The sequence below is a fragment of the Acidovorax sp. LjRoot74 genome, from assembly GCF_964254355.1.
Lineage (GTDB): Bacteria > Pseudomonadota > Gammaproteobacteria > Burkholderiales > Burkholderiaceae_C > Acidovorax.
Genome location: NZ_CAXUTI020000001.1, coordinates 2,069,968 through 2,091,353, shown reverse-complemented (window position 1 = coordinate 2,091,353; position 21,386 = coordinate 2,069,968). Strand labels below are relative to the sequence as shown.

At 66.2% G+C, this 21,386-nt stretch carries 16 protein-coding genes; 2 read left to right on the top strand and 14 right to left on the bottom strand.

The window, feature by feature from the left end; all coding sequences use genetic code 11:
* Positions 1-6: 6 nt before the first annotated feature.
* The 12 genes from ACSQ3O_RS09580 to ACSQ3O_RS09525 form a co-directional block, all read right to left on the bottom strand.
* Positions 7-1,113 (bottom strand): enoyl-CoA hydratase/isomerase family protein, encoded by a 1,107-nt coding sequence (locus tag ACSQ3O_RS09580; RefSeq protein WP_436138670.1) that lies wholly within the window; start codon positions 1,111-1,113, stop codon positions 7-9.
* Positions 1,110-1,985 carry a DMT family transporter gene (locus tag ACSQ3O_RS09575; RefSeq protein WP_436138669.1) on the bottom strand — a complete coding sequence of 292 codons (876 nt, stop codon included), beginning with the start codon at positions 1,983-1,985 and terminating at the stop codon, positions 1,110-1,112. The genes ACSQ3O_RS09580 and ACSQ3O_RS09575 overlap by 4 nt, the downstream gene beginning before the upstream one ends.
* 68 nt (positions 1,986-2,053) lie before the next feature.
* Positions 2,054-3,877, bottom strand: a complete 1,824-nt coding sequence (gene typA, locus ACSQ3O_RS09570) for a translational GTPase TypA (protein WP_436138668.1) — start codon at positions 3,875-3,877, stop codon at positions 2,054-2,056.
* Between the two features lie 27 nt (positions 3,878-3,904).
* Complete coding sequence (gene truB, locus ACSQ3O_RS09565) at positions 3,905-4,873, bottom strand: tRNA pseudouridine(55) synthase TruB (protein ID WP_436138667.1); 969 nt, start codon at positions 4,871-4,873, stop codon at positions 3,905-3,907.
* A complete protein-coding gene (gene rbfA, locus ACSQ3O_RS09560) occupies positions 4,870-5,250 on the bottom strand; it encodes a 30S ribosome-binding factor RbfA (RefSeq protein ID WP_137746409.1) in 381 nt (126 codons plus the stop codon). Before rbfA ends, truB begins: the two co-directional genes overlap by 4 nt.
* 32 nt (positions 5,251-5,282) lie before the next feature.
* The gene (gene infB, locus ACSQ3O_RS09555) at positions 5,283-8,150 is read right to left on the bottom strand and encodes a translation initiation factor IF-2 (RefSeq protein ID WP_137746408.1); all 2,868 of its coding nucleotides are present in this window, start codon (positions 8,148-8,150) and stop codon (positions 5,283-5,285) included.
* 24 nt (positions 8,151-8,174) lie between these two features.
* The gene (nusA, locus tag ACSQ3O_RS09550) at positions 8,175-9,662 is read right to left on the bottom strand and encodes a transcription termination factor NusA (RefSeq protein ID WP_137746407.1); all 1,488 of its coding nucleotides are present in this window, start codon (positions 9,660-9,662) and stop codon (positions 8,175-8,177) included.
* Between the two features lie 78 nt (positions 9,663-9,740).
* Complete coding sequence (gene rimP / locus ACSQ3O_RS09545; RefSeq protein ID WP_436138666.1) at positions 9,741-10,334, bottom strand: ribosome maturation factor RimP; 594 nt, start codon at positions 10,332-10,334, stop codon at positions 9,741-9,743.
* Positions 10,335-10,596: 262 nt separating this feature from the next.
* Positions 10,597-14,010 (bottom strand): SNF2-related protein, encoded by a 3,414-nt coding sequence (locus tag ACSQ3O_RS09540; RefSeq protein ID WP_436141101.1) that lies wholly within the window; start codon positions 14,008-14,010, stop codon positions 10,597-10,599.
* Positions 14,011-14,181: 171 nt separating this feature from the next.
* Positions 14,182-14,586: a thioredoxin family protein gene (locus ACSQ3O_RS09535; RefSeq protein ID WP_436138665.1), complete on the bottom strand. Its 405-nt coding sequence runs from the start codon at positions 14,584-14,586 to the stop codon at positions 14,182-14,184.
* Positions 14,587-14,654: 68 nt separating this feature from the next.
* Positions 14,655-15,935 (bottom strand): c-type cytochrome, encoded by a 1,281-nt coding sequence (locus ACSQ3O_RS09530; protein WP_436138664.1) that lies wholly within the window; start codon positions 15,933-15,935, stop codon positions 14,655-14,657.
* A 12-nt stretch (positions 15,936-15,947) separates the two neighbouring features.
* A complete protein-coding gene (locus ACSQ3O_RS09525; protein ID WP_436138663.1) occupies positions 15,948-16,700 on the bottom strand; it encodes a c-type cytochrome in 753 nt (250 codons plus the stop codon).
* A 151-nt stretch (positions 16,701-16,851) separates the two neighbouring features.
* Here ACSQ3O_RS09525 and ACSQ3O_RS09520 point away from each other — a divergent pair, with 151 nt between their 5' ends.
* Together ACSQ3O_RS09520 and ACSQ3O_RS09515 are read left to right on the top strand one after the other, a co-directional pair.
* Complete coding sequence (locus tag ACSQ3O_RS09520; protein ID WP_436138662.1) at positions 16,852-18,348, top strand: PLP-dependent aminotransferase family protein; 1,497 nt, start codon at positions 16,852-16,854, stop codon at positions 18,346-18,348.
* A 286-nt stretch (positions 18,349-18,634) separates the two neighbouring features.
* Entirely contained in the window at positions 18,635-18,991 is a 357-nt protein-coding gene (locus ACSQ3O_RS09515) for a hypothetical protein (RefSeq protein WP_298450177.1), read from the top strand.
* 22 nt (positions 18,992-19,013) lie between these two features.
* On the opposite strand, the gene ACSQ3O_RS09510 is transcribed toward ACSQ3O_RS09515, so the two are convergent.
* The gene (locus tag ACSQ3O_RS09510; RefSeq protein ID WP_436138661.1) at positions 19,014-20,177 is read right to left on the bottom strand and encodes a Gfo/Idh/MocA family protein; all 1,164 of its coding nucleotides are present in this window, start codon (positions 20,175-20,177) and stop codon (positions 19,014-19,016) included.
* A 57-nt stretch (positions 20,178-20,234) separates the two neighbouring features.
* Positions 20,235-21,245 carry a sugar phosphate isomerase/epimerase family protein gene (locus ACSQ3O_RS09505; RefSeq protein ID WP_436138660.1) on the bottom strand — a complete coding sequence of 337 codons (1,011 nt, stop codon included), beginning with the start codon at positions 21,243-21,245 and terminating at the stop codon, positions 20,235-20,237.
* Between the last annotated feature and the right edge of the window lie 141 nt (positions 21,246-21,386).

Below are 21,386 nucleotides of genomic sequence, written 5' to 3'. Positions count from 1 at the left end.
ACGCCCTCAGGCCAGCATGGCGAGCGGGTGCGCGTGGGCAGGCCAGGGGCTGGCAAAGAAGGGAGCCACCATCTCGGGCGCCACGTCTTCGATGCGCGCGGGGTTCCACTTCGGGGCGTGGTCCTTGTCCACCGCCAGGGCGCGGATGCCTTCCACCGTCTCGCTCTGGCCGGGGCGCAGGTAGAAACAATGGCGCACCATGTCGCGCTCCATGCGCAGGTCGTCGGCCAGGCCCATGCTGCGGGCGCGGCGGATCTGCTCCAGCACCACGTTCAGCATCAACGGCGAACGCTTGCGCAAGGTGGCGGCAGTGGCGCGCGCCCAGTCGCTGTCGGCGGACTCCAGGGCCAGCACGATCTCCCCCACCGTGGGCAGCGCAAAATACTGGTCAATTTGGCCCCTGTCGCCTGACTGCATTGCCTTTGTAGCTACAAATTTAGAAGCAACAAAGTCTTTCACTGCAGCGCCACTGGCAAAGGTCTGCGTGGCCAGGGCCTCCCACACGGCGGCCTGCTGGTCCGAAGGCAGGCAGCCGTCGGCCAGCTCGCTGTCGATGGCATCACCAGCGCCGATGGTGTCGCCCGTCAGTGCCAGCCACTCGCCCACGCGGCCGGGGCAGCGGCTCAGGAAGTAGCCGCCCCCAACATCGGGGAACAGGCCAATCGCGGTCTCGGGCATGGCCATCTTGGTGCGCTCGGTCACCACACGCAGCGCAGCGCCCTGGCTGATGCCCATGCCGCCACCCATCACGATGCCATCCATGAAAGCGATGTAGGGCTTGGCGTAGTTGTGGATGAGGTGGTTGAGCGCGTATTCCTCGGTGAAGAAGTCTTCGAGTTGCGGATTGCCCTGGCTGCCCGCCTGGTGCAGAAAGCGGATGTCGCCACCCGCGCAGAAGGCGCCAAACGGGCCTTCCTTGTTGCTGCCCCGGATCGCCACCGCCAGCACGCGTGCATCGTTCTGCCAGGCCAGCAGGATGCCCATGAGGTCGCGCACCATGGACAGCGACAGCGCATTGAGCGCCCGGGGGCGGTTCAGCGTAATGAAGCCTACCTGGCCCCGCACTTCACTCAACACTTCGCTTGCAACTGCCGACACAACCGTCTCCGTCATTTTTGTTCCTTCCAACCTAAGAGTTCATTGAACACCAGCGCACCGATCACCAATGCGCCCCCCGTCAGCACCGCTGCAGCGGGCTTTTCGCCCGCCCCCAGCCATGCCAGCAAAATGCCAAAAATCACTTCCAGCAGGCCCAGCAGTGCCAACTCGGGCGCCTTGAGCACGCGGCCGCAGCGCACGGCCAGCACGCAGGGAATCGCCAATTGCACCACGCCCAGCAGCGCCAGCAAGGCCAGGTCGTGTCCCGAGGCCTGAAACGGCAAGGCCAGCGGCAGTGTCGCCAGAGACGAGATCACCGCACCCACGATCACGGCGGGTACCAGGTCCACCGCATGGCCATGGCGCTGTGAATGCTGCACCACCGTCCAGTTGACGGCCGCCGCCACCGGCACACACAGGGCCACCAGCGTGCCCGCCAGCGGCAGGCCCGCCATCTGCGAGCCGTACATCCAGCCAATGCCCAGGCCCGCCACCGCAATCGCGCCCCAGGTGCGCGCGGCAATATGGTGGCCAATGAAGATGCGTGCAAACAAGGCCGTGAGCAGCGGCCCCACCGCCATGGTCACGAGCACATTGGCCACGGGCATGAGCACCAGGGCCACCATGAAGGCCGTGAACATCACGCTCCAGCAGATGCCGGAGATCCACAACGCGCTGCCACCCCGGCGCATGGCCACAAACACCGCCCGCCCCTGCAGCAGCGGCAGGATGACCAGCAGCGACACCAGCGTAAAAAAGCTGCGCCAGAAGGTCACCTCGAAACTCGCTGCGTGCTCCAGATGGCGCGTGACCACCCCGGCGATCGACCACATCAGGGTGACCGCCACCATCAGCAGCACAGCGCGGGAATGCGTGAGTTTCAACATGGATTTCGGGTTGCAGACGGAAAAAAGGCCACTGCGCAGCAGTGGCCCTTCCGGGAACGCTCAGCCCATCAGGACCGGGAAGCGCGCTTGCGCTCGTTTTCGGTCAGGTGGCGCTTGCGCAGGCGCACGGACTTGGGCGTGATTTCGACCAGTTCGTCGTCTTCGATGAATTCCACGCCGTATTCGAGCGTGAGGTCGATCGGAGGCGTGATCTTGATCGCATCTTCCTTGCCGGATACGCGGAAGTTGGTCAGCTGCTTGGTGCGCGTGGCGTTCACCACCAGGTCGTTGTCGCGGCTGTGAATGCCAACGATCATGCCTTCGTACACAGGGTCGTTGGCCTTCACGAACATGCGACCACGGTCGTCCAGCTTGCCCAGGGCGTAGGTGAAGATTTCACCGTCGTCCATGGAGATCAGCACGCCGTTCTTGCGGCCACCGATGTCGCCCTTGTGCGGCTCGTAGCTGTCGAAGATGTTGCTGATGAGGCCGGAGCCGCGCGTCAGGTTCAGGAATTCGTTGGTGAAACCGATCAGGCCACGGGCCGGGATGCGGTACTCCAGGCGAACGCGGCCACGGCCGTCGGACTCCATGTTCACCAGCTCGCCCTTGCGCTCGCCCAGTGCCTGCATCACGCCGCCCTGGTGGCCTTCTTCGATGTCGGCCGTCACCAGCTCGATAGGCTCGTGCTTGACACCGTCGATGTCCTTGAACACCACGCGGGGCTTGGACACGGCCAGCTCGTAACCTTCGCGGCGCATGTTTTCCAAGAGGATGGTCAGGTGCAGTTCACCACGGCCCATCACTTCGAAGATGCCTTCTTCGTCGGTTTCGTTCACGCGCAGGGCCACGTTGTGCTGCAGTTCCTTTTGCAGGCGGTCCCAGATCTGGCGGCTGGTCACGAACTTGCCTTCGCGGCCGGCCAGCGGGCTGGTGTTCACGCAGAAGTTCATGGTCAGCGTGGGCTCATCCACCTTCAGCATGGGCAGCGGCGCGGGGTTGGCGGGGTCGGTCACGGTCACGCCGATACCGATGTCTTCAATGCCGTTGATCAGCACGATGTCGCCAGGGCCCGCCAAGGGGGTCTGCATGCGATCGAGGCCCTGGAATGTCAGCACCTGGTTCACACGGCCCTTCACGGCCTTGCCATCGGGGCCTTCCATGACGATCACGTCCTGCATGGGCTTCAGGGTACCCTGGCTGATGCGGCCCACGCCGATGCGGCCCACGAAGCTGGAGAAGTCCAGCGCAGAGATCTGCAGCTGCAGCGGCGCATTGGCATCGCCCGTGTTGGGCGGAACGTGCGAGAGGATGGTGTCGAACAGGGCTGACATGTCGGGGCCCCACTGCTCACCGGGCGCGCCTTCTTCCAGCGATGACCAGCCGTTGATGCCCGAGGCGTATACCACGGGGAAGTCGAGCTGTTCATCGGTAGCACCGAGCTTGTCGAACAGGTCGAACGCGGCGTTCACCACCTTGTCAGGGTTGGCACCGGGCTTGTCCACCTTGTTCACCACCAGGATGGGGCGCAGGCCCAGCGCCAGGGCCTTCTTGGTCACGAAACGCGTCTGGGGCATGGGGCCTTCTTGCGCATCGATCAGCAGCACCACGCTGTCCACCATGGACAGCGCACGTTCCACTTCGCCACCGAAGTCCGCGTGGCCGGGGGTGTCCACGATGTTGATGTGCGTGCCCTTCCAGCTCACGGCGCAGTTCTTGGCCAGGATGGTGATGCCGCGTTCCTTTTCGATCGCGTTGTTGTCCATCACGGTATCGACGACCTTTTCGTGGTCGGCGAAGGTGCCGGACTGGCGCAGCAGCTGGTCCACCATGGTGGTTTTGCCATGGTCAACGTGGGCAATGATGGCGATATTGCGGATTTGTTTAGTCATAGTTTTTCCAATGTGCCGCTGGCTGTATCAGGCGCGGCGTGCTTCCAAGATTTGTTGAATTTCCAGCGGACTCAGGAGCCTGCCCGGCACCAGCTCCCCGCCAGCAATGTGGCCCACCCCCAGCAACGCCGGGGGGCTTTCTCCAAACACCGCCACCGCGCCAGCATCGGGCCAGGCGCCACGGCGGCGCACGCCCGACAGGAAACGAGCGGCATTGTCGCTGTCCAGCGTGACACGCGTGTGCCCGGCCAGCAACGATTCGGGGGCTTCCAGGCTGGCGAGGCGTTCGGCCTCGGGCATGGCCTCCAGCTGCGCCAGCGTGACGCAGCGCTCCACACCAATGCCACCGGTGTCGATGCGCCGCAGGAAGCTGAGGTGCGCCCCACAGCCCAGCGCAGCACCGATGTCCTCACCCAGGGTACGGATGTAGGTGCCTTTGCTGCAGTTTACTACCATTTTGATAGCAAACAGTGCTTGATCAGTGCGCGTAAGTGTCAGTTTTAATGCATGAATGACCACATCGCGCGGCTCACGCTCCACCGTGACCCCTGCACGTGCGTATTCGTACAGCGCCTTGCCGTCCTTCTTGAGCGCGCTGTGCATGGGCGGCACCTGGCGGATGGGGCCGGTGAACTGCTGTTGCACAGCGGCCAGGCGCTCGGGCGTGAGCTGGGCGGCGTCCACATCGCAGCGCTGCAGCACCTCGCCCTCGGCATCGCCGGTGGTGGTGGTGGTGCCCAGTAGCGCGATGGCTTCGTAGGTCTTGGGGGCTTCGAGCTGCAGCTGGCTGAACTTGGTGGCCGCGCCAAAACACAAGGGCAGCACACCCGAGGCGAGCGGGTCCAGCGTGCCGGTGTGGCCCGCTTTTTCGGCGCGCAGCAGCCATTTCGCCTTTTGCAAGGCGTCATTGCTGGACAGGCCCAGGGGTTTGTCGAGCAGCAGCACTCCGTGCACCGGGCGCCGCTGCACCCGGATGCGGGGAGCGCGCTCGGTCATGTTGCCTCGTCGTCTTTGGAACGGGAAGCCACAGCGCGCGCAATCAGCGCATTCATGTCGGCCGCACGCTCGGAGGTGCGGTCGAACACGAAGTGCAGTGTGGGCACCGTGTGGATGTGCAAGCGCTTGAACAGGCCATTGCGCAGGAAGCCCGCCGCCTGGTTGAGCGCCGCCTGGGTTTCCACAGGGTCACCTGTCAGCAGGCTGAAGAACACCTTGGCGTGGGCGTAGTCGGGGGTCACCTCCACGCCCTGCAGCGTCACCATGCCCACGCGCGGGTCTTTCAACTCGCGCGCGATCAGTTCCGTCAGATCACGCTGGATCTGATCGGCCACCTTGAAGGCGCGGTTGGGAGTGGCGGATTTCTTCGCAGCCATGTCGTTGTCGTTGCTCTCGTCGTCGCCTCGCCTTACAGCGTGCGTGCGATTTCCTTGATGTCAAAGAATTCGAGTTGATCGCCTTCCTTGATGTCGTTGTAGTTCTTGAGCTTGATACCGCACTCGAAGCCTTCCTTGACTTCCTTGACATCGTCCTTGAGGCGCTTGACCGAATCGACTTCGCCCGTGTAGACCACGACGTTGTCGCGCAGCAGGCGGAAGCGTGCGTTGCGATGGACCATGCCCGACGTGATGTACGAACCGGCAATCGTGCCGATCTTGGTGGCGACGAACACCGTGCGGATCTCGGCCGTGCCGATGACTTCCTCGCGTTGTTCGGGAGCCAGCATGCCGGACATCGCCACCTTCAGCTCATCCACAGCGTCGTAAATGATGCTGTAGTAGTGCAGGTCCACGCCATTGCTCTCGGCCGTCTTGCGCGCACCGGCATCGGCACGCACGTTGAAGCCGATCACGATGGCCTTGGAGGCGATCGCCAGGTTGATGTCGGACTCGCTGATACCGCCCACGCCGGCATACACCAGCTGGACCTTGATCTCGTCGGTCGAGAGCTTGAGCAGCGACTGCGACAGCGCTTCCTGCGAACCCTGCACGTCGGCCTTGACGATGATGGGCAGGGTCTTGACCTCGCCCGCCGTCATGTCGGCGAACATGTTCTCCAGCTTCGCAGCCTGCTGCTTGGCCAGCTTGGTGTTGCGGAACTTGCCAGCGCGGTAGGTAGCGATTTCGCGTGCACGGCGCTCGTCGGTGAGCACCATGAACTCGTCACCCGCCTGCGGCACTTCGGTCAGACCCTGGATTTCCACGGGGATCGAAGGACCGGCCGTCTTGGCCACGCGGCCGTTTTCGTCCAGCATGGCGCGCACGCGGCCAAAGGTCTGGCCAGCCAGCACCACATCGCCCACCTTGAGCGTGCCGGACTGCACCAGCACCGTGGCCACCGGGCCACGGCCCTTGTCCAGCTGGGCTTCGATCACCAGGCCCTTGGCCAGCGATTCGACAGGCGCCTTCAGTTCCAGCACTTCGGCCTGCAGCAGAACCTGCTCCAGCAGCGTGTCGATGCCCATACCGGTCTTGGAAGACACCGGCACGAACGGCGAATCACCGCCGTATTCTTCCGGCACCACCTCTTCCACCACCAGCTCCTGCTTGACGCGGTCTGGGTTGGCATCGGGCTTGTCGGCCTTGGTGATGGCCACAACGATAGGAACACCAGCCGCCTTGGCGTGCTTGATGGCTTCCTTGGTCTGGGGCATCACGCCGTCGTCGGCTGCCACCACCAGGATCACGATGTCGGTGGCCTGTGCGCCACGGGCACGCATGGCCGTGAAGGCCTCGTGACCCGGGGTATCGAGGAACGACACCATGCCGCGTGGCGTTTCCACGTGGTAGGCGCCGATGTGCTGCGTAATACCGCCCGCTTCGCCCGCTGCGACCTTGGCGCGGCGGATGTAGTCCAGCAGCGAGGTCTTGCCGTGGTCCACGTGGCCCATGACGGTGACAACTGGTGCGCGGGGCAGCAGTTCAGCGTTCTGCTGCTGCGAATCGTCGTCGGTGAACGCCTCGGGATCGTCCAGCGCCGCCACCACAGCCTTGTGGCCCAGCTCTTCCACCACGATCATGGCGGTGTCCTGGTCCAGCGGCTGGTTGATGGTGACCATCTGGCCCATCTTCATCAGCGCCTTGATGACTTCGGATGCCTTGATAGACATCTTGTGCGCCAGCTCTGCCACCGTGATGGTTTCGGGCACATGCACTTCAATGATGCGTGCCTCGACCGGGGCAGACTGCTGGTGATCGTCGCGCTGGTCGCGGCCATCGCCACGGCGGCCACGGGGGCCACCACGCCAGTTGTTGCGGCCCACACCACCGCTGCTGTCGCCACGGGTCTTGATTTCCTTCTTCTTGGCCGTGTCGTTGGCCCAGCTGGACGACAGCTTGGCCGACTTGACTTCCTTGCCCGCACCCGGGGCAGCACCAGCACCGGCCGGAGCTGCGGCACCCGCACGCGGGCCGCCTGTGCCAACGGCAGGCTTGTGCAGCGTGCCCTTCTTGGCATCGCCCACAGCAGCAGGCTTGGCCACTGGCTTGGGTTCTTCGGGCTTCTTGGCGACCATGACCGCCTTCTTGGGCGTGGCCATCATGGCGCGAATGGCTTCCGCCTCGGCCAGGGCCTTGCGGCGGCGCTCTTCCAGATCACGGGCGCGTGCAGACTCTTCATCCGCACGGGCCTTGGCTTCTGCCTGGGCCTTTTCACGGGCTTCCGTCTGGGCGGCGGCACGTGCAGCAGCTTCGGCAGCCTGCTCACGCGTGGCTTCTTGCTTGACGGCCGAGGCCTGGGCCTTCTTTTCGGCTTCCTGGGCGGCGTAGGCAGCAGCGCGCTCTTCGGCTTCGCGCTCGCGCTTTTCGCGGGCTTCGCGTTCGGCGCGCTTCTCGGCCAGCTCGGTTTCCTGGCGGCGGATCAGCTCGGCCTGGCGGCGGGCTTCTTCCTCACGGCGCGCCAGCTCCAGGTCTTCGCTCGACACGGCAGCCTCTTCCATGACCGAAGCCGTGGCCTCGGCGGCCGCCTCGGTGCCTTCATCACGCTGGATGAACGTGCGCTTCTTGCGCACTTCCACCTGGATGGTGCGGGCCTTGCCCGTGGCGTCGGCCTGCTTGATCTCGCTGGTGGACTTCTTGGTCAGCGTGATCTTCTTGCGATCGGCAGATGCCGTGCCGTGGCTGGCCTGCAGATAGGCGAGCAACTTTTGCTTGTCCGACTCGGTCAGTGCGTCGGAAGGGGCAGCCTTGCCCACGCCCGCAGCTTTGAGCTGGTCGAGCAGGGTTTCAGGCGATTTTTTGAGTTCGGTTGCGAACTCGGCGACAGTGTTACTGGACATATGTGGTTCGTGCCTCCCTGACCCTTACTCTTGTTGCCCCGCGAACCAATGTTCGCGCGCCTTCATGATCAAGGCTTTGGCGTCTTCCGCAGACTGTCCGGTCAGGTCGGTCAGCTCATCGATGGCCAGGTCGGCCAGGTCATCACGTGTGTGCACACCACCGTCAGCCAGCTTGGCAATCAGTTCGGGGGTGAGGCCTTCGAGGTCGCGCAGGTCCTGGGAGACCTCTTCCACGCTTTCCTCGCGGGCGATTTCCATCGTGAGCAGCGCATCCTTGGCGCGGGCGCGCAGCTCGTTGACGGTGTCTTCGTCGAAGCTTTCGATCTCCAGCATTTCCTGCAGCGGCACATAGGCCACTTCTTCCAGGCTGTTGAAGCCTTCGGAGATCAGGATGTCGGCGATTTCCTCGTCCACATCCAGCTTTTCCATGAACAGCTTGCGGGCCGTGTCGGTCTCGTTAGCCTGCTTCTGCGCGCTTTCGGCGGCGTCCATGATGTTGATCTTCCAGCCGGTCAGATCGGACGCCAGGCGCACGTTCTGGCCGCCGCGGCCAATCGCGATGGCGAGGTTTTCCTCGTCCACCACCACGTCCATGGCGTGTTTTTCTTCATCGACCACGATGGAGGACACGTTGGCCGGGGCCAGCGCACCAATCACAAACTGGGCTGGGTCTTCGGACCACAGCACGATGTCCACGCGCTCGCCAGCGAGTTCGTTGGTCACGGCATTCACGCGGGTGCCACGCACGCCGACGCAGGTGCCGATAGGGTCCACGCGCTTGTCGTGCGACAGCACAGCGATCTTGGCGCGCGAGCCAGGGTCACGGGCGCAGGACTTGATCTCCAGCAGGCCTTGCTCGATTTCGGGCACTTCGTTGCGGAAGAGTTCGATCATGAACTCAGGCGCCGAGCGCGACAGGATGATGGGCGCGCCACGCAGCGTGAGGTCCACTTCCATGATCATGGCCCGCACGCGGTCGCCGCTGCGCAGGTTTTCCTTGGGGATCATCTCGCCCCGGCGCAGGCGGCCTTCCACGCGGCCGGACTCAACAATGATGTCGCCCTTGTCCATGCGCTTGACGGTGCCGGTGAAGATCTTTTCGCCGCGCGACATGAAGTCGTTGAGCAGCATTTCACGCTCTGCGTCGCGGATCTTCTGCAGGATGACCTGCTTGGCAGCCATGGCGCCGATGCGGCCGATGGGCACGGACTCGACGCCTTCTTCGATGTATTCACCGACTTCGATGTCGGGGATACGCTCCTGCGCGTCCATCAGCAGCTCTTCGGCTTCGGGGTTCTGCAGGCCGGCGTCGTCGGGCACCACCAGCCAGCGGCGGAAAGTCTCGTAGTTGCCGCTGTCGCGATCAATCGCCACGCGGATGTCCACCTCGCCCTGGTACAGCTTCTTGGTAGCCTGGGCCAGGGCCGACTCCACGGCGCCCAAGACCACATCACGCTCCACGTTCTTCTCGCGCGAAATGGCCTCAACCAACATCAACAATTCGCGATTCATGCGACGACTCTCCTGTTTCAATCACCCGAAGATGGAAGGCTGCGCGCAGCGACCACCCACCCCAATCCATTCAGCAACTCAGGCAGCTGCCGACCCGGCCTTGCCTGCACGCCCCTTGAAGTCCACGATGGGCGCCAGGCGCGCATCCCGCAGCTCATCCAGGGTGAAGCCCAGCGCCTGCAAGGGGGCGGGCACACGTTTCTTGCTCACTTTTTGACCTGGCTTGACCGGCGGTTCGTCGCTCCAGACGATTTGCCAGCCACCTGCCTCGGCGCGCTCCAGCGTGCCGCGAAATTTCTTGCGGGTGGCGTTGACCTGCCCCCCGCCTGCAGCGCCAATGGGCGCCCTCAAGGTGATATCGATGACCGAGCCCTCGAAGCGCACAAAGTCTTGTTCATGGCGCAGGGGGCGGTCGATGCCGGGGGAAGACACTTCGAGGCGCTTGTACTCGACGCCATCGACCTCCAGCGCAAACTGCAGCTGGCGGGTGACCTTCTCGCAATCCTCGACGGTGACGAACTGCTCGACCACGGGGGCGGGCACATCGGCGGCCGGCTGCACCCAGGGCAAGTCGATGGTGACGCGCAGCAAACCACCGGCGGAGCGTTCAATCTCCACCAGGTCATAGTCCAGGCCCGTCACAATTTGTTCAACGACTTGCTGTAGCGCCACGTGTTCAGTTCAATCCCGGAAAAACAAAAAACCCGATAACCCCCGGAGACTTCTCCGGCAGCTTCGAGCTCGAAAAGCAATCGACCAAAAAAAACGGGCGGTTGGTACCCGCCCGTTTGGTCGTGAGGCTCTTATTGTAACGCGTAAAGCATGCTTTTGCCAAGACAGCACCAGTGGCGCACCCCGATGGCTGTTGTTAACCCGCCAGCGCGGCACACACGGCCCGAAAAGACTTGAAGCCTTGCCCAGCAAGCGCAAACAGCTACAACGACGATAGCGGCTGCAGCAGCTCTGCGAGATCGCTCTCGGTAAATAACGGTTGCTCGCGCGCGGCCGCGTCGCTGTAGAGGCTACCTGCGAGCTGCGCCTTGCGCTCCTGCAGCGCCAGGATGCGCTCCTCGATCGTGCCCTGCGCCACCAGCTTGACCACCCACACGCTCTGCGCCTGGCCAATGCGGTGGGCGCGGTCGGTGGCCTGGTTTTCCACGGCCGGGTTCCACCAGGGGTCGAAATGGATCACGGTGTCAGCCTGCGGCAGGTTGAGCCCCACCCCGCCCGCCTTCAGGCTGATGAGAAACAGCGGCACCTGTCCGCTGGTGAACCGCTCGATGATCGCGTCGCGCTTTTGGCTCTGCCCCGTGAGCTTGACCCAGGGCAGGCCCTGCTTCTTCAGCTCGGCCTCGATCAGCGTGAGCATGCTGGTGAATTGCGAGAACAGCAGGATGCGCCGCCCCTCGGCCAGCATTTCGGGCAGCAGCGCCATGAGCTGCTCCAGTTTGGCCGAGGTTGGGACCTGCCTGGCGGCATCCAGCGGCACCAGCGCCGGGTGGCAGCACACCTGGCGCAGCTTGAGCAGCGCATCGAGGATGGTGATCTGCGACTTGGCCAGGCCCTTGGTCTGCAGCGCCTCGCGCACGGTTTTCTCCATCCCCAGGCGGATGGTTTCATACAGATCGGCCTGCGGGCCGGTCAGCTCCACTGGCATCACCGACTCCACCTTGGGCGGCAGTTCGGCCGCCACCAGCGCCTTGGTGCGCCGCAGCATGAACGGCGTGACGCGGGCGCGCAGCTGCGCCAGGCGGGCGGTGTCGCCCTGCTTTTCGATGGGGTTGCGGAAGAGTTCCTTGAAGCGCTGCTGGCTGCCCAGAAACCCGGGCATCAGGAAGTGGAACAGGCTCCAGATTTCGCCCAGGTGGTTTTCCATGGGCGTGCCCGACAGGCACAAGCGGTGGCGCGTTTGCAGCTCGCCCACCACCTGCGCGGCGTGGGTGCTGGCGTTCTTGATGTTCTGGGCTTCGTCCAGCACCACCAGGTGCCAGGGCTGCGCCAGCCAGCGTTCGCGGTCGCGCTGCAGCAGCGAGTACGGGGCGATGACGATGTCGTGTTCGGTCACCGCATCCGCCACGGCGTGGCGGCCCGCGCCGTGCAGCACCAGGCAACGCAGGCCAGGACAAAAACGCGCGGCCTCGCGCTGCCAGTTGCCCATCAGGCTCACGGGCGCAATGATGAGGGCGGGGTCGCTCAGGCGGCCCGCGTCTTTTTCGACCTGGATGTGGGCCAGCGTCTGCAGCGTCTTGCCCAGGCCCATGTCATCGGCCAGCACCCCGGCCAGGCCATGCGCGCGCAAGAACTGCAGCCAGTTCAGCCCCTGCTGCTGGTACGGCCGCAAAGTGGCTTGCACACCCGCAGGCACGGGCACCGTGGGCAGCGCACTGGCGCCGCGCAGCTGCGCCACCAGGGCCTGCAACGCGTCGGCCCCCTTCCACACCGCGCCCTCGTCCAGCGCGCCCAACTCCCCCTCACTCAGCGCAGCGCTGGTGCGCAACGCGTCCAAGCGCGAGAGCTTCAGGCTGTCGCCGCGGAAGTCGTGCGCGCGGTCGCCCACCAAGTCGAGCAGGGCCGCCATCCAGGGACGCAGTGCGTCGGTCGGCACCCGCACAAAACCCGATACACCCACGCCCCGCAGGTAGGCAAACGGCGGCAGCTGCGGCTGGCCCGTGGCAGGGTCGGGCGGCTGCTGGGCGGCGGCCGCAATCAGCATGGGCAGCAGCGGCAGGATGTTGTGGCGCACACCATTGATTTCGATGCCCAGCGAGAGCGCAAACCAGGGCGATGTGGCTTCGTCCTCACCGCTGGGTTGCAATGCCACGCTCAGCGTCTCGGCATGGGTGATCCAGCCGTTCAAGGCGGCATCCAGGGTCAGCACAAAACCGGCCTCGCGCAGCACCACAAAGTCGTTGTCACACCAGTGCATCCAGTCGTCCTGCGATTCCTCGCCGGGGATGCCAAACAGGCCGTCGTCGGTGGCCAGCAGGCCCAGGTCCATCAGGCGCTCGACGGCGTCCAGCTCGGCGGCTGCGTCGCGCTGCAGCAGCACCTGGCCGCCGTCGGCGCCTGGCACCAGCACACCCAGGTCCTGCCCGGCCCACCAGCCCACATGGCCCTGGTAGTCAAAGCGCAGCTGGGCGGTGATGAGGCCCAGGCCCGGCACATCGGCCTCGGGCACGGGCGCCAGATGCAGGCGCGCCACGGGCTTCACGCCCTGCACCCGCGTGAGGGGGCTGAGCACGGGCGGCAGCGGTAGCGTGCCGCCCAGGCGGCTGGCCACATCGGCATGGTGTTTTTGCAGCGCGGCGGTGCCCAGCGGGGGGGCCTGCAGCAGCAGCTGCAGTTGTGCGGCGCTCAGGCCTTCGGCCAGCACGGGGCCACACAGGCCCTGATCGGTGTCCAGGTACAGCGGCGGGTCGTTGGCGCACAGCATGGCGCTGCCGCTGGGCAGGCGGGCCTGCAGGCGCCAGGCACTGTCACCACCCGCCTGGGGGGCCGGGGTCGCGTTCCAGGCCCAGGCAATGGGCAGCGGCTCGCCCCAGCGCAGCGGCGCCCCCACGGTGGAGCCCCCAGCGTCGGCAAACAGGCGGCCCGTGGCAGCGGCCTGCTGCAGTGCCAGCAGGCCCACCGTGCCCTCCAGCACACCCGACGGCGCGCCGCTGTAGGCCGAGTAATAACCGGTGCTGCGCGGCATGGCACGCAGCAGTTGCAACAGCTGGCGGTCGGCATCCGTGGCGCGGTCATACACCGCCTGGCCGGGGCCGGGCTGGGTGCGGATGGTCTTGGGCTTGGCCCAGCCGCCGGTGAGCTTGGCGTAGGAGACCACGGCCTCGATCTGCAGCTGCGGCGCGCCGGAGCGCAGGCGCCCCACGGTGGAGAGCAGATAGAGATAACACTCGGGCCGGTCGGCCCGCGCGTCGGGTGGGGGCTGTGCGGCGTTGCCGGCGGCCAGGTCCCAGTCGCTGAGCCAGCGCACCAGGCGCGCCTCGGCCTCGGCACGGGCCTGGGCGGCCACACGGTCCTGCATGGCCTGGAGCGCCTGCACGGCCTGGGCCGACAGGGGCGCAGGCACGGGTGAAGGTGCGGATGAAGGCGTGGGGGCCGGGCCCGAGCGCAGCTGCGCCGCCTTCAACGTCAGTGCCACAGCGTGTTTGCAGTCTTCCCCTACCGGGCAGCTGCATTCGCCCGACCAGGCGCTGACCTGGCCGTTGGGCGCCAGCTGCATTTCCACCGACAGCCCATATGGTTCGGGCTGGGTGCCCAGCACCTCGCCCCGGAGGGTGAAGGCGCTGTCGCCGCGCTCCTCAATGTCGATGTGGACCACCGCCGCCTGGCGAAAAAGGTCCATGCCCCGCGACCACGCGCCGGGGTCGCACTGGGCCTGCAGCGAGTTGGTGGAAAACCAGGGATCAGAGGAGGAAGACACAAATTCCAAGAAAAAAACGGCCCCTGCGCGCGACCATCAAGCCCAAATAGCTATCAAAAAAGGAGCATTCATTCCACGCGGCGCCACGGCACCCTATCGGCTGCGCGCAGCACGCACGCGCTCGAACACGCCCTGGGCCTCCTGCCCTGCCCCGGCACCGCTGCCGGGGGCGGCCGCCTGCAGGCTGGTCAGCAATCGCGCCAGCACTGGCGCCTGCGGCAGCAGCGGGCCCAAAAACAGCGCGCGCTGGCCATCGGCAATCAGCAGCGTGGGGAAGGTTTCCACATCCAGGTCGCCCGCCAGATCGGATTCGTCCTCGATGTCCACCCATTCAAAGCGCACGTCCGGGTGCGCACGGGCCAGCTCGTCAAACAGGGGGCGGTAGATGCCGCAGGTGCCGCACCAGGCCGCACACAGGCACACGGCCCACCAGCCGCCGGGCGTGGTGGCCGCTGGGCTTGGGGGGGCGGACGGGGGCAGTGCGGCGGGGCTGGACATCAAACAGGCTCCTGGGGCTGGCGCGGCGGGGCTAGTGCAGTGTTGCACAGGCGGCACCGGACCCCGCGCTACAAGCCGCGCCGTTCGCGGGCGCGGTAAACCTCGATGGTACCCACACCCGGCGCCTGGTTGCCCCAGCTGTTGCGCACAAAGGTGGTCACGGCCGCCACATCTTCGTCAGACAGAAACTGCTGGAACGGCGGCATGCCATGCGGGCGCGGGTTGCCTTGGGCGGCGGGCAGGTAGCCACCTTGCAGCACTACGCGCACCAGGTTGGTGGGGTCGGCCAGCATGACGGCGCGGTTGCCCGCCAGCGGCGGGAAGGCGCCCGGCTCGCCCTGGCCCTGGTCGCCATGGCACTGGGCGCATTGCTGTTCATACACCTTCGCGCCGCGCGCCAGGGCGCTGGCCGGGGGCGCGGCCCCGGCAGCAAGCGCCTTGTGCTCCTGCTGCGGCAGGGCTTGCAGGTACACAGCCATGGCGCGCGCATCGGCGTCGGTCAGGTACTGCGTGCTGCGGAACACCACCTCGGCCATGGGCCCCAGCACCGAGCCTTGCGGGGCCACGCCGGTTTTCAGCAAGGCCACCACATCGTCGGTTTTCCATTCTTTGACGCCCGCCTCGTGCGCCGCATTCAGCGCGGGGGCATACCAGTTTTGCACCGGGATCAGCCCGCCCGTGAAGGCCTTGGCGTCCGACGTGGCGCCCAGCGCATTGCGCGGCGTGTGGCAGGCGGTGCAGTGGCCCAGGCCGTTGACCAGGTAAGCGCCCCGGTTGTACTCAGCGGTTTGCTTGGCTTCAGGCTGCGGCGCCCCCGGTGCGAAGAACAGCGCCCGCCACACGCCCAGCGCCGCCTGCGTGTTGTACGGAAAACGCAGCGCATGCGCCCGGTTGGGCTCGGCCACGGCGGGTTGGCTTTGCAGGTAGGCAAAGATCGCATCCGCATCCTCGCGCGTGACCTGCGTGTAGTTGGGGTACGGAAAGGCGGGATACAGCAGCCGCCCATCCTTGCTGCGGCCATGGTGCATGGCGCGCCAGAACTCGGCAGACGTCCAGCTGCCAATGCCATGCGCCTTGTCGGGCGTGAGGTTGGAGCTGTGCACCACGCCAAACGGCGTCTCGATGCCGCGCCCGCCCGCAAACGGCGCCCCGCCCTGCGTGGTGTGGCAGGCCATGCAGTTGCCCACCCGGGCCAGGTATTCGCCACGCTGCACCAGCGCGGGCGTGGATTGCAGGGTTTCGGTGGTGGGCAGAGGCTCCTCGCCCCGCAGGTTCAAGGTGACCACCACGGCAGCGGCAATGCCCACGGCCGCGAGTGCACAAGAGATCGTCCAGAGGATGCGTTTCATCGTTGCGCCTCCTCAGTGTGCCGCTACCGGCACATCGGCCACGCCGCCGCACCGGGCGGGCATGGCGGCCGGCAGGGTGCGCGCAGGTTTACCGCCCGCCGCCACGGGCTGGGCGGCCAGCCAGGCTGACACGGCGCTCACCTCGTCGGGCGTGAGCTGGCGCGCGATGTCGGCCATGCAATCCGGCGCGTGGGCGCGGCGCTGGCCGGTTTTCCAGGCGCCCAACTGGCTGTTGAGGTAGTCGCGCGGCAGGCCCAGCAGGCCGGGGATGGACGGCGCCACGCCCGTCATGGCCGCGCCGTGGCAGGCCACGCAGGCGGGGATGTTGCGGGCCGCATCGCCCTGCTGCACCAGCTTGCGGCCCTGCTCCAGCGCGGCGGGCGGCGCCTGGGGTGGCGGGGGCGGTGGATAGGGCAAGTCCAGCGCGGCAAAGTGCTCCGCCATCTCGCGCAGGTAGCCGTCCGTCAGGTGCTCGATGAGGTAGGTCATCTGCGGGTAGCTGCGCCGCCCGTCCCGAAAGTTGAGCAGCTGGTTGGCCAAATAGCCCGCCGGTTTGCCCGCAATGCGGGGGAAGTAGCCGTCCGGCGTGGCACGCCCCTCCTTGCCGTGGCACACCGTGCAGGCCAGCACGCGCGGCGCCATGGCGGCGGCGGGTGCCGCAGTGGCAGGGGCGGGCTGCTGGGCCGCCACCCCGGCAGCCAGGCCCGCAGACAGAAAGAACACAACGGCAAGGGGACGCAGCAGGTGGCGCAAGCGATCAATCATGGGGATGTGGCGGCAAACAGAGCACGAGGAGAGCACGAAGAGATTCCACCGCCACTCTAAGCGCTCACCCAAAAACAGTACAGATTCAGTTTCAGGTTAAAAATACAGATCAGTTTGCCCTGCATCAACGCCCGCACCCGGTTTTTCGCCCATGAAACGCTACGAACGCCACGCCGACGCCATCGCCCAGCTCATCCACAGCGGCGCCCTGCGCCCCGGCGACCGCGTGCCCTCGGTGCGCGAGGCCAGCCGCACGCGGGGCATCAGCCCGTCCACCGTGTTCGAGGCCTATTACCTGCTGGAGGCCCAGGGCCTGATCCACGCCCGCCCGCGCTCGGGCTACTACGTCAGCGCCCGGCTGCCGGGCACGGCCGAGGCCCGCCCGGCCGAGCCACTGCCCTCGCAGCCCGCCGCCACCTCCACCGACGTGGCGATCAGCGACCTGGTGTTTGAGGTACTGGGCCTGGCGCGCGACCGCGATCTGGTGCCGCTGGGCTCGGCCTTCCCCGGGCTGGAGCTGTTTCCGCTCGATCGCCTGGCGCGGTGCCTGGCCAGCGGCATGCGCAAGCTCGATCCGTGGAACATCGTGCAAAGCCTGCCGCCCGGCGACGAACGCCTGCGCCAGCAGATCGCGCTGCGCTACGGCGTGCATGGCACGGCGGTGGATGTGGAAGAAATCATCATCACCAACGGTGCGATGGAGGCGCTCAACCTCTGCCTGGAGGCCGTCACCCAGCCCGGCGACGTGGTGGTGGTCGAATCGCCCACCTTCTATGCCGCGCTGCAGGCGCTGGAGCGGCTTAACCTGCAGGCGCTGGAAATCGCCACCCACCCGCGCGACGGCATCGATCTGGCCGCGCTGGCCGAGGCGCTGCAGCGCCAGCCCCCCCACCAGCCCATCAAGGCCTGCTGGCTCATGCCCAGCTTTCAGAACCCGCTGGGCAGCCTGATGCCCGAGGGCAAAAAACGCGAACTGGTCGCCCTGCTCGCCCGCCACGGCGTGCCGCTGATCGAAGACGATGTGTATGGCGAACTGCACTTTGGCCCCCAGCGCCCGCCCCCGGCCAAGGCGTTTGACGGCGCGGGGCTGGTGATGCACTGCAGCTCGTTCAGCAAAAGCCTGGCGCCCGGCTACCGCGTGGGCTGGGTGGCGGCGGGCCGCCAGGCCACGGCGGTGCAGCGGCTCAAGCTCATGACCACGCTCTCGGCCGCCACGCCATCGCAGCAGGCGCTGTCCGAATACCTGGCCCAGGGCGGGTACGACAGGCACCTGCGCGCCCTGCGCCGCAGCCTGGAACAACAACAGGCGATTGCGCTGGCAGCGGTGGCCCAGCACTTCCCGCCCGGCACGCGCGTGTCGCGGCCCGAGGGCGGGTACTTTTTGTGGGTGGAGCTGCCGCCTGCGGTCAATGCGCTGGATCTGCACCGCCTCGCACTGCAGCAAGGCATCAGCCTGGCGCCGGGTCAAATCTTCTCGGCCGACCAGCGGTTTGCGCACTGCGTGCGCATCAACTACGGCCACCCTGCCCACCACCGGCTGCAGGCCGCGCTGGCCACCGTGGGCCAGCTGGCGACCGGATTGGCCACAGGGTCAGCCACGGCCGTGGCAGATCACCAGCCACCACCGCGAAAACTACCAAAACAATAGCTAGAAAGGCATACTGGTCGCGCGCAGAGGCCGATTTTTTGTCAAACTTTTTCCGCCTGAGCCCACCGTACAGCCTCATCCGCACCACCCACGCACGGCATCGCCGCCCACCGCGCCAGCCTTGCACCAGGCTGACACCCAAGCCCCGCGTTGGAAAGGCCCAACCTCGGGTTCTCCCGCCCCAGGCACGGCGCTTGCAGCGGCATACTGACGCCCGCCCGCACCCCGGGCAGCGCAACGCCAGGCGGCCCACCCGCCCGCCCTTCAATCCCAACGCCCAGCACCCATGGCCGCACCCCAGCATGTTCCGTTTGTGATGGTGGAAGATGAAGACGACTGGGTCGTCTCGTTCGCGCTGGGCCCCCGGGGCGCCGACCGCCTGACGCTGGTGCGCACCCCCCACCTCGAATTCATGCTGCGCCCCGAACAGCGCGGCGTATCAGTCGGCGCCGATGCAGGCCAGCGCCCGGCCCTGCTGGTAGCGGTGCAGTGGGGGCACAAATGTGTGGACGTGGTCTCTACCGCCAAACGCTACAGCCTGGACATCAGCAAGGTAGACAACACCACCCGCAACGCCGCACTGCGTCTGCTGGGCAAGATGAACTTTGATCAGCGGTTTCAGCTGGCCGACGGCTACCCCTGAGCCCAGGTCGCTTGGGGCCGGATCACCCCAGCGCCGTCCACTTCTGCTCGCTGGCCGCAGAGGAAACCACTCGCTCGATGAAGCGCACGCCGCGTGCGCCGTCTTCCACGCGTGGGTAGTCGGCGTGCAGTGGGTCGGCCGCCGTGCCTGCCTGCCGTGCGCGGATGTCCGCCGCCACGCCCAGGTAGACGTTGGCAAAGGCTTCGATGAACGCCTCGGGGTGGCCCGCCGGGATGCGCCCGGCACGCAGCGCGGCCGGGCTGAGCCAGGGTGAGCCGCGCGTGAGGATGCGGCGCGGGCCGTCCACGGGGGAGTGGATGAGCTGGTTGGGTTCTTCCTGCCGCCAGGTGATGGTGCCCAGCGTGCCGGATACCTGCAGGCGCAGGTCGTTCTCCAGCCCCGCCGCCACTTGCGATGCCACGATGAAGCCGCGTGCGCCGCTGTCGTAGCGCAGCAGCAGCTGGGCGTCGTCGTCCAGCCTGCGCCCGGCGCCGAAGGTGGTGAGGTCGGCGCAGACCCAGGCGGGGTGCTGGCCGGTGACAGTGGCGGCCAGGTTCTCGGCGTGTGACCCGATGTCGCCCAGCGTGCCTGCGCTGCCGCTGCGCGCCGGGTCCAGCCGCCAGTCGGCCTGCTTGTTGGCGCCGCCCTCTTCCACTGCGGTGGCCAGCCAGCCTTGGTTGTATTCGACGGTGATCTTGCGCAGCGTGCCTAAAGCACCGCTTTGCACCAGGTGCCGCGCCTCGCGCACCATGGGGTAGCCGGTGTAGTTGTAGGTCACGCCGAACACGGTGCCTGCCTTCTTCACGGCAGCCACCAGTTCATCGGCCTGTGCGCGGGTGTGCACCAGCGGCTTGTCGCACACCACATGGAAGCCCGCCTGCACAAACGCCAGCGCCACCGGGTGATGCACATGGTTGGGGGTGACGATGCTCACCAGGTCGATGCGCTCATGCGCCGGGCGGCGCAGTTCGTCGGCCAGCAGGTCCTGCCAGCTGCCGTGGTTGCGGGCGTCCGCCAGGCCCAGTTCGGCGCCGGATGCGCGGGCCCGCTCGGGCGATGACGACAGCGCGCCCGCCACCAGTTCAAACTGGCCGTCGAGCGCCATCGCCTTGCGATGCACCGCACCGATGAACGCGCCGTGGCCGCCGCCGACCATGGCGTAGCGGAGCTTTCTAGGACTGGACATACGAAACGCCTTTGCTCGCTGTGTGTTGTTGTTATCGGTTTTATGGACGGATTGCGGTTAGGCCTGCTTGTCGCGCGCAAACACGGCGTCGAATGCGCCAGCTGCCGGCTTGAAATCCAGCCGTTTGCAGAACGCCGCGCTCTCCGTGGCGCCGTGCACGCGGTCCATGCGGCTGTCTTCCCACTCCACCGAGAGCGGGCCCTGGTAGCCGATGTCGTTCAGCGCGACGATGATGGATTCAAAGTCGATCATCCCGCGCCCCACGCTGCGAAAGTCCCAGTTCCGCCGCGCATCGCCAAAGCTGGTGTGCCCGCCAAACACGCCCACCGTGCCATCGCCCTTGCCCCACCACACGTCTTTCATGTGGGCGTTGTAGATGCGATTGCCAAACTGGCGGATGAATTTGATGTAGTCCACGCCCTGGTAGGCCAGGTGGCTCGGGTCGTAGTTGAAGCCAAAGCGCTTGTTGCCGCCCACCGCCGCAATCGCGCGCTCGGCCGATGCGATGTCGAACGCGATCTCGGTGGGGTGCACCTCCAGCGCAAAGTTGATGTCGTGCTGCTCGAACACATCGAGGATGGGGCCGAAGCGCTGGGCGAAGTCGGCAAAGCCCTTGTCCCAATATGCCTGCGTGGTGGGCGGGAAGGCATAGATCGAATGCCACACCGACGAGCCCGTGAAGCCCGTCACCGTCTTCACGCCAAATTGCGCGGCGGCACGCGCGGTGTCGGCCAGCTCGGCGGCTGCGCGCTGGCGCACGCCCTCGGGTTCGCCATCGCCCCACACATGCGGCGGCAGGATGGACTGGTGGCGCTCGTCGATCAGGTCGCACACGGCCTGGCCGACCAGGTGGTTGCCGATGGCAAAACACTGCAGGCCGTGCTGGGCCAGCAGTGCATGTTTGTCTTTGACGTACTGTGGCGAAGACAGCGCCCCCTGCACGTTGAAATGGTCGCCCCAGCAGGCCAGCTCCAGGCCGTCATAGCCCATGCTTTTGGCCAGCGGCGCGAGTTCGGCCAAAGGCAGGTCGGCCCACTGGCCGGTGAAGAGGGTGACTGGTCTTGGCATGGTGGCTCCAAGTGGCGTGGGATTGCAGGTTCAAAGCGACTATCAGCTATATTTTCAATAGCTACTAGCGATTACTGGATAAGCGCTATAGGCCAATTTGGCTTGATTTTTCACACATCTCAGATCGCCCCCCGCTCCCTC

Excerpts from the sequence above, each read along its gene's own strand:
- ACSQ3O_RS09535 (WP_436138665.1), bottom strand. The coding sequence starts at position 14,586 with ATGTCCAGCCCCGCCGCACTGCCCCCGTCCGCCCCCCCAAGCCCAGCG.
- truB (WP_436138667.1), bottom strand. The coding sequence starts at position 4,873 with ATGACCGAGCGCGCTCCCCGCATCCGGGTGCAGCGGCGCCCGGTGCAC.
- infB (WP_137746408.1), bottom strand. The coding sequence starts at position 8,150 with ATGTCCAGTAACACTGTCGCCGAGTTCGCAACCGAACTCAAAAAATCG.
- ACSQ3O_RS09515 (WP_298450177.1), top strand. The coding sequence starts at position 18,635 with ATGGCCGCACCCCAGCATGTTCCGTTTGTGATGGTGGAAGATGAAGAC.
- ACSQ3O_RS09530 (WP_436138664.1), bottom strand. The coding sequence starts at position 15,935 with ATGAAACGCATCCTCTGGACGATCTCTTGTGCACTCGCGGCCGTGGGC.
- ACSQ3O_RS09525 (WP_436138663.1), bottom strand. The coding sequence starts at position 16,700 with ATGATTGATCGCTTGCGCCACCTGCTGCGTCCCCTTGCCGTTGTGTTC.
- ACSQ3O_RS09540 (WP_436141101.1), bottom strand. The coding sequence starts at position 14,010 with ATGGACCTTTTTCGCCAGGCGGCGGTGGTCCACATCGACATTGAGGAG.
- typA (WP_436138668.1), bottom strand. The coding sequence starts at position 3,877 with ATGACTAAACAAATCCGCAATATCGCCATCATTGCCCACGTTGACCAT.
- rbfA (WP_137746409.1), bottom strand. The coding sequence starts at position 5,250 with ATGGCTGCGAAGAAATCCGCCACTCCCAACCGCGCCTTCAAGGTGGCC.
- ACSQ3O_RS09575 (WP_436138669.1), bottom strand. The coding sequence starts at position 1,985 with ATGTTGAAACTCACGCATTCCCGCGCTGTGCTGCTGATGGTGGCGGTC.
- ACSQ3O_RS09510 (WP_436138661.1), bottom strand. The coding sequence starts at position 20,177 with ATGTCCAGTCCTAGAAAGCTCCGCTACGCCATGGTCGGCGGCGGCCAC.
- nusA (WP_137746407.1), bottom strand. The coding sequence starts at position 9,662 with ATGAATCGCGAATTGTTGATGTTGGTTGAGGCCATTTCGCGCGAGAAG.
- ACSQ3O_RS09520 (WP_436138662.1), top strand. The coding sequence starts at position 16,852 with ATGAAACGCTACGAACGCCACGCCGACGCCATCGCCCAGCTCATCCAC.
- ACSQ3O_RS09505 (WP_436138660.1), bottom strand. The coding sequence starts at position 21,245 with ATGCCAAGACCAGTCACCCTCTTCACCGGCCAGTGGGCCGACCTGCCT.
- ACSQ3O_RS09580 (WP_436138670.1), bottom strand. The coding sequence starts at position 1,113 with ATGACGGAGACGGTTGTGTCGGCAGTTGCAAGCGAAGTGTTGAGTGAA.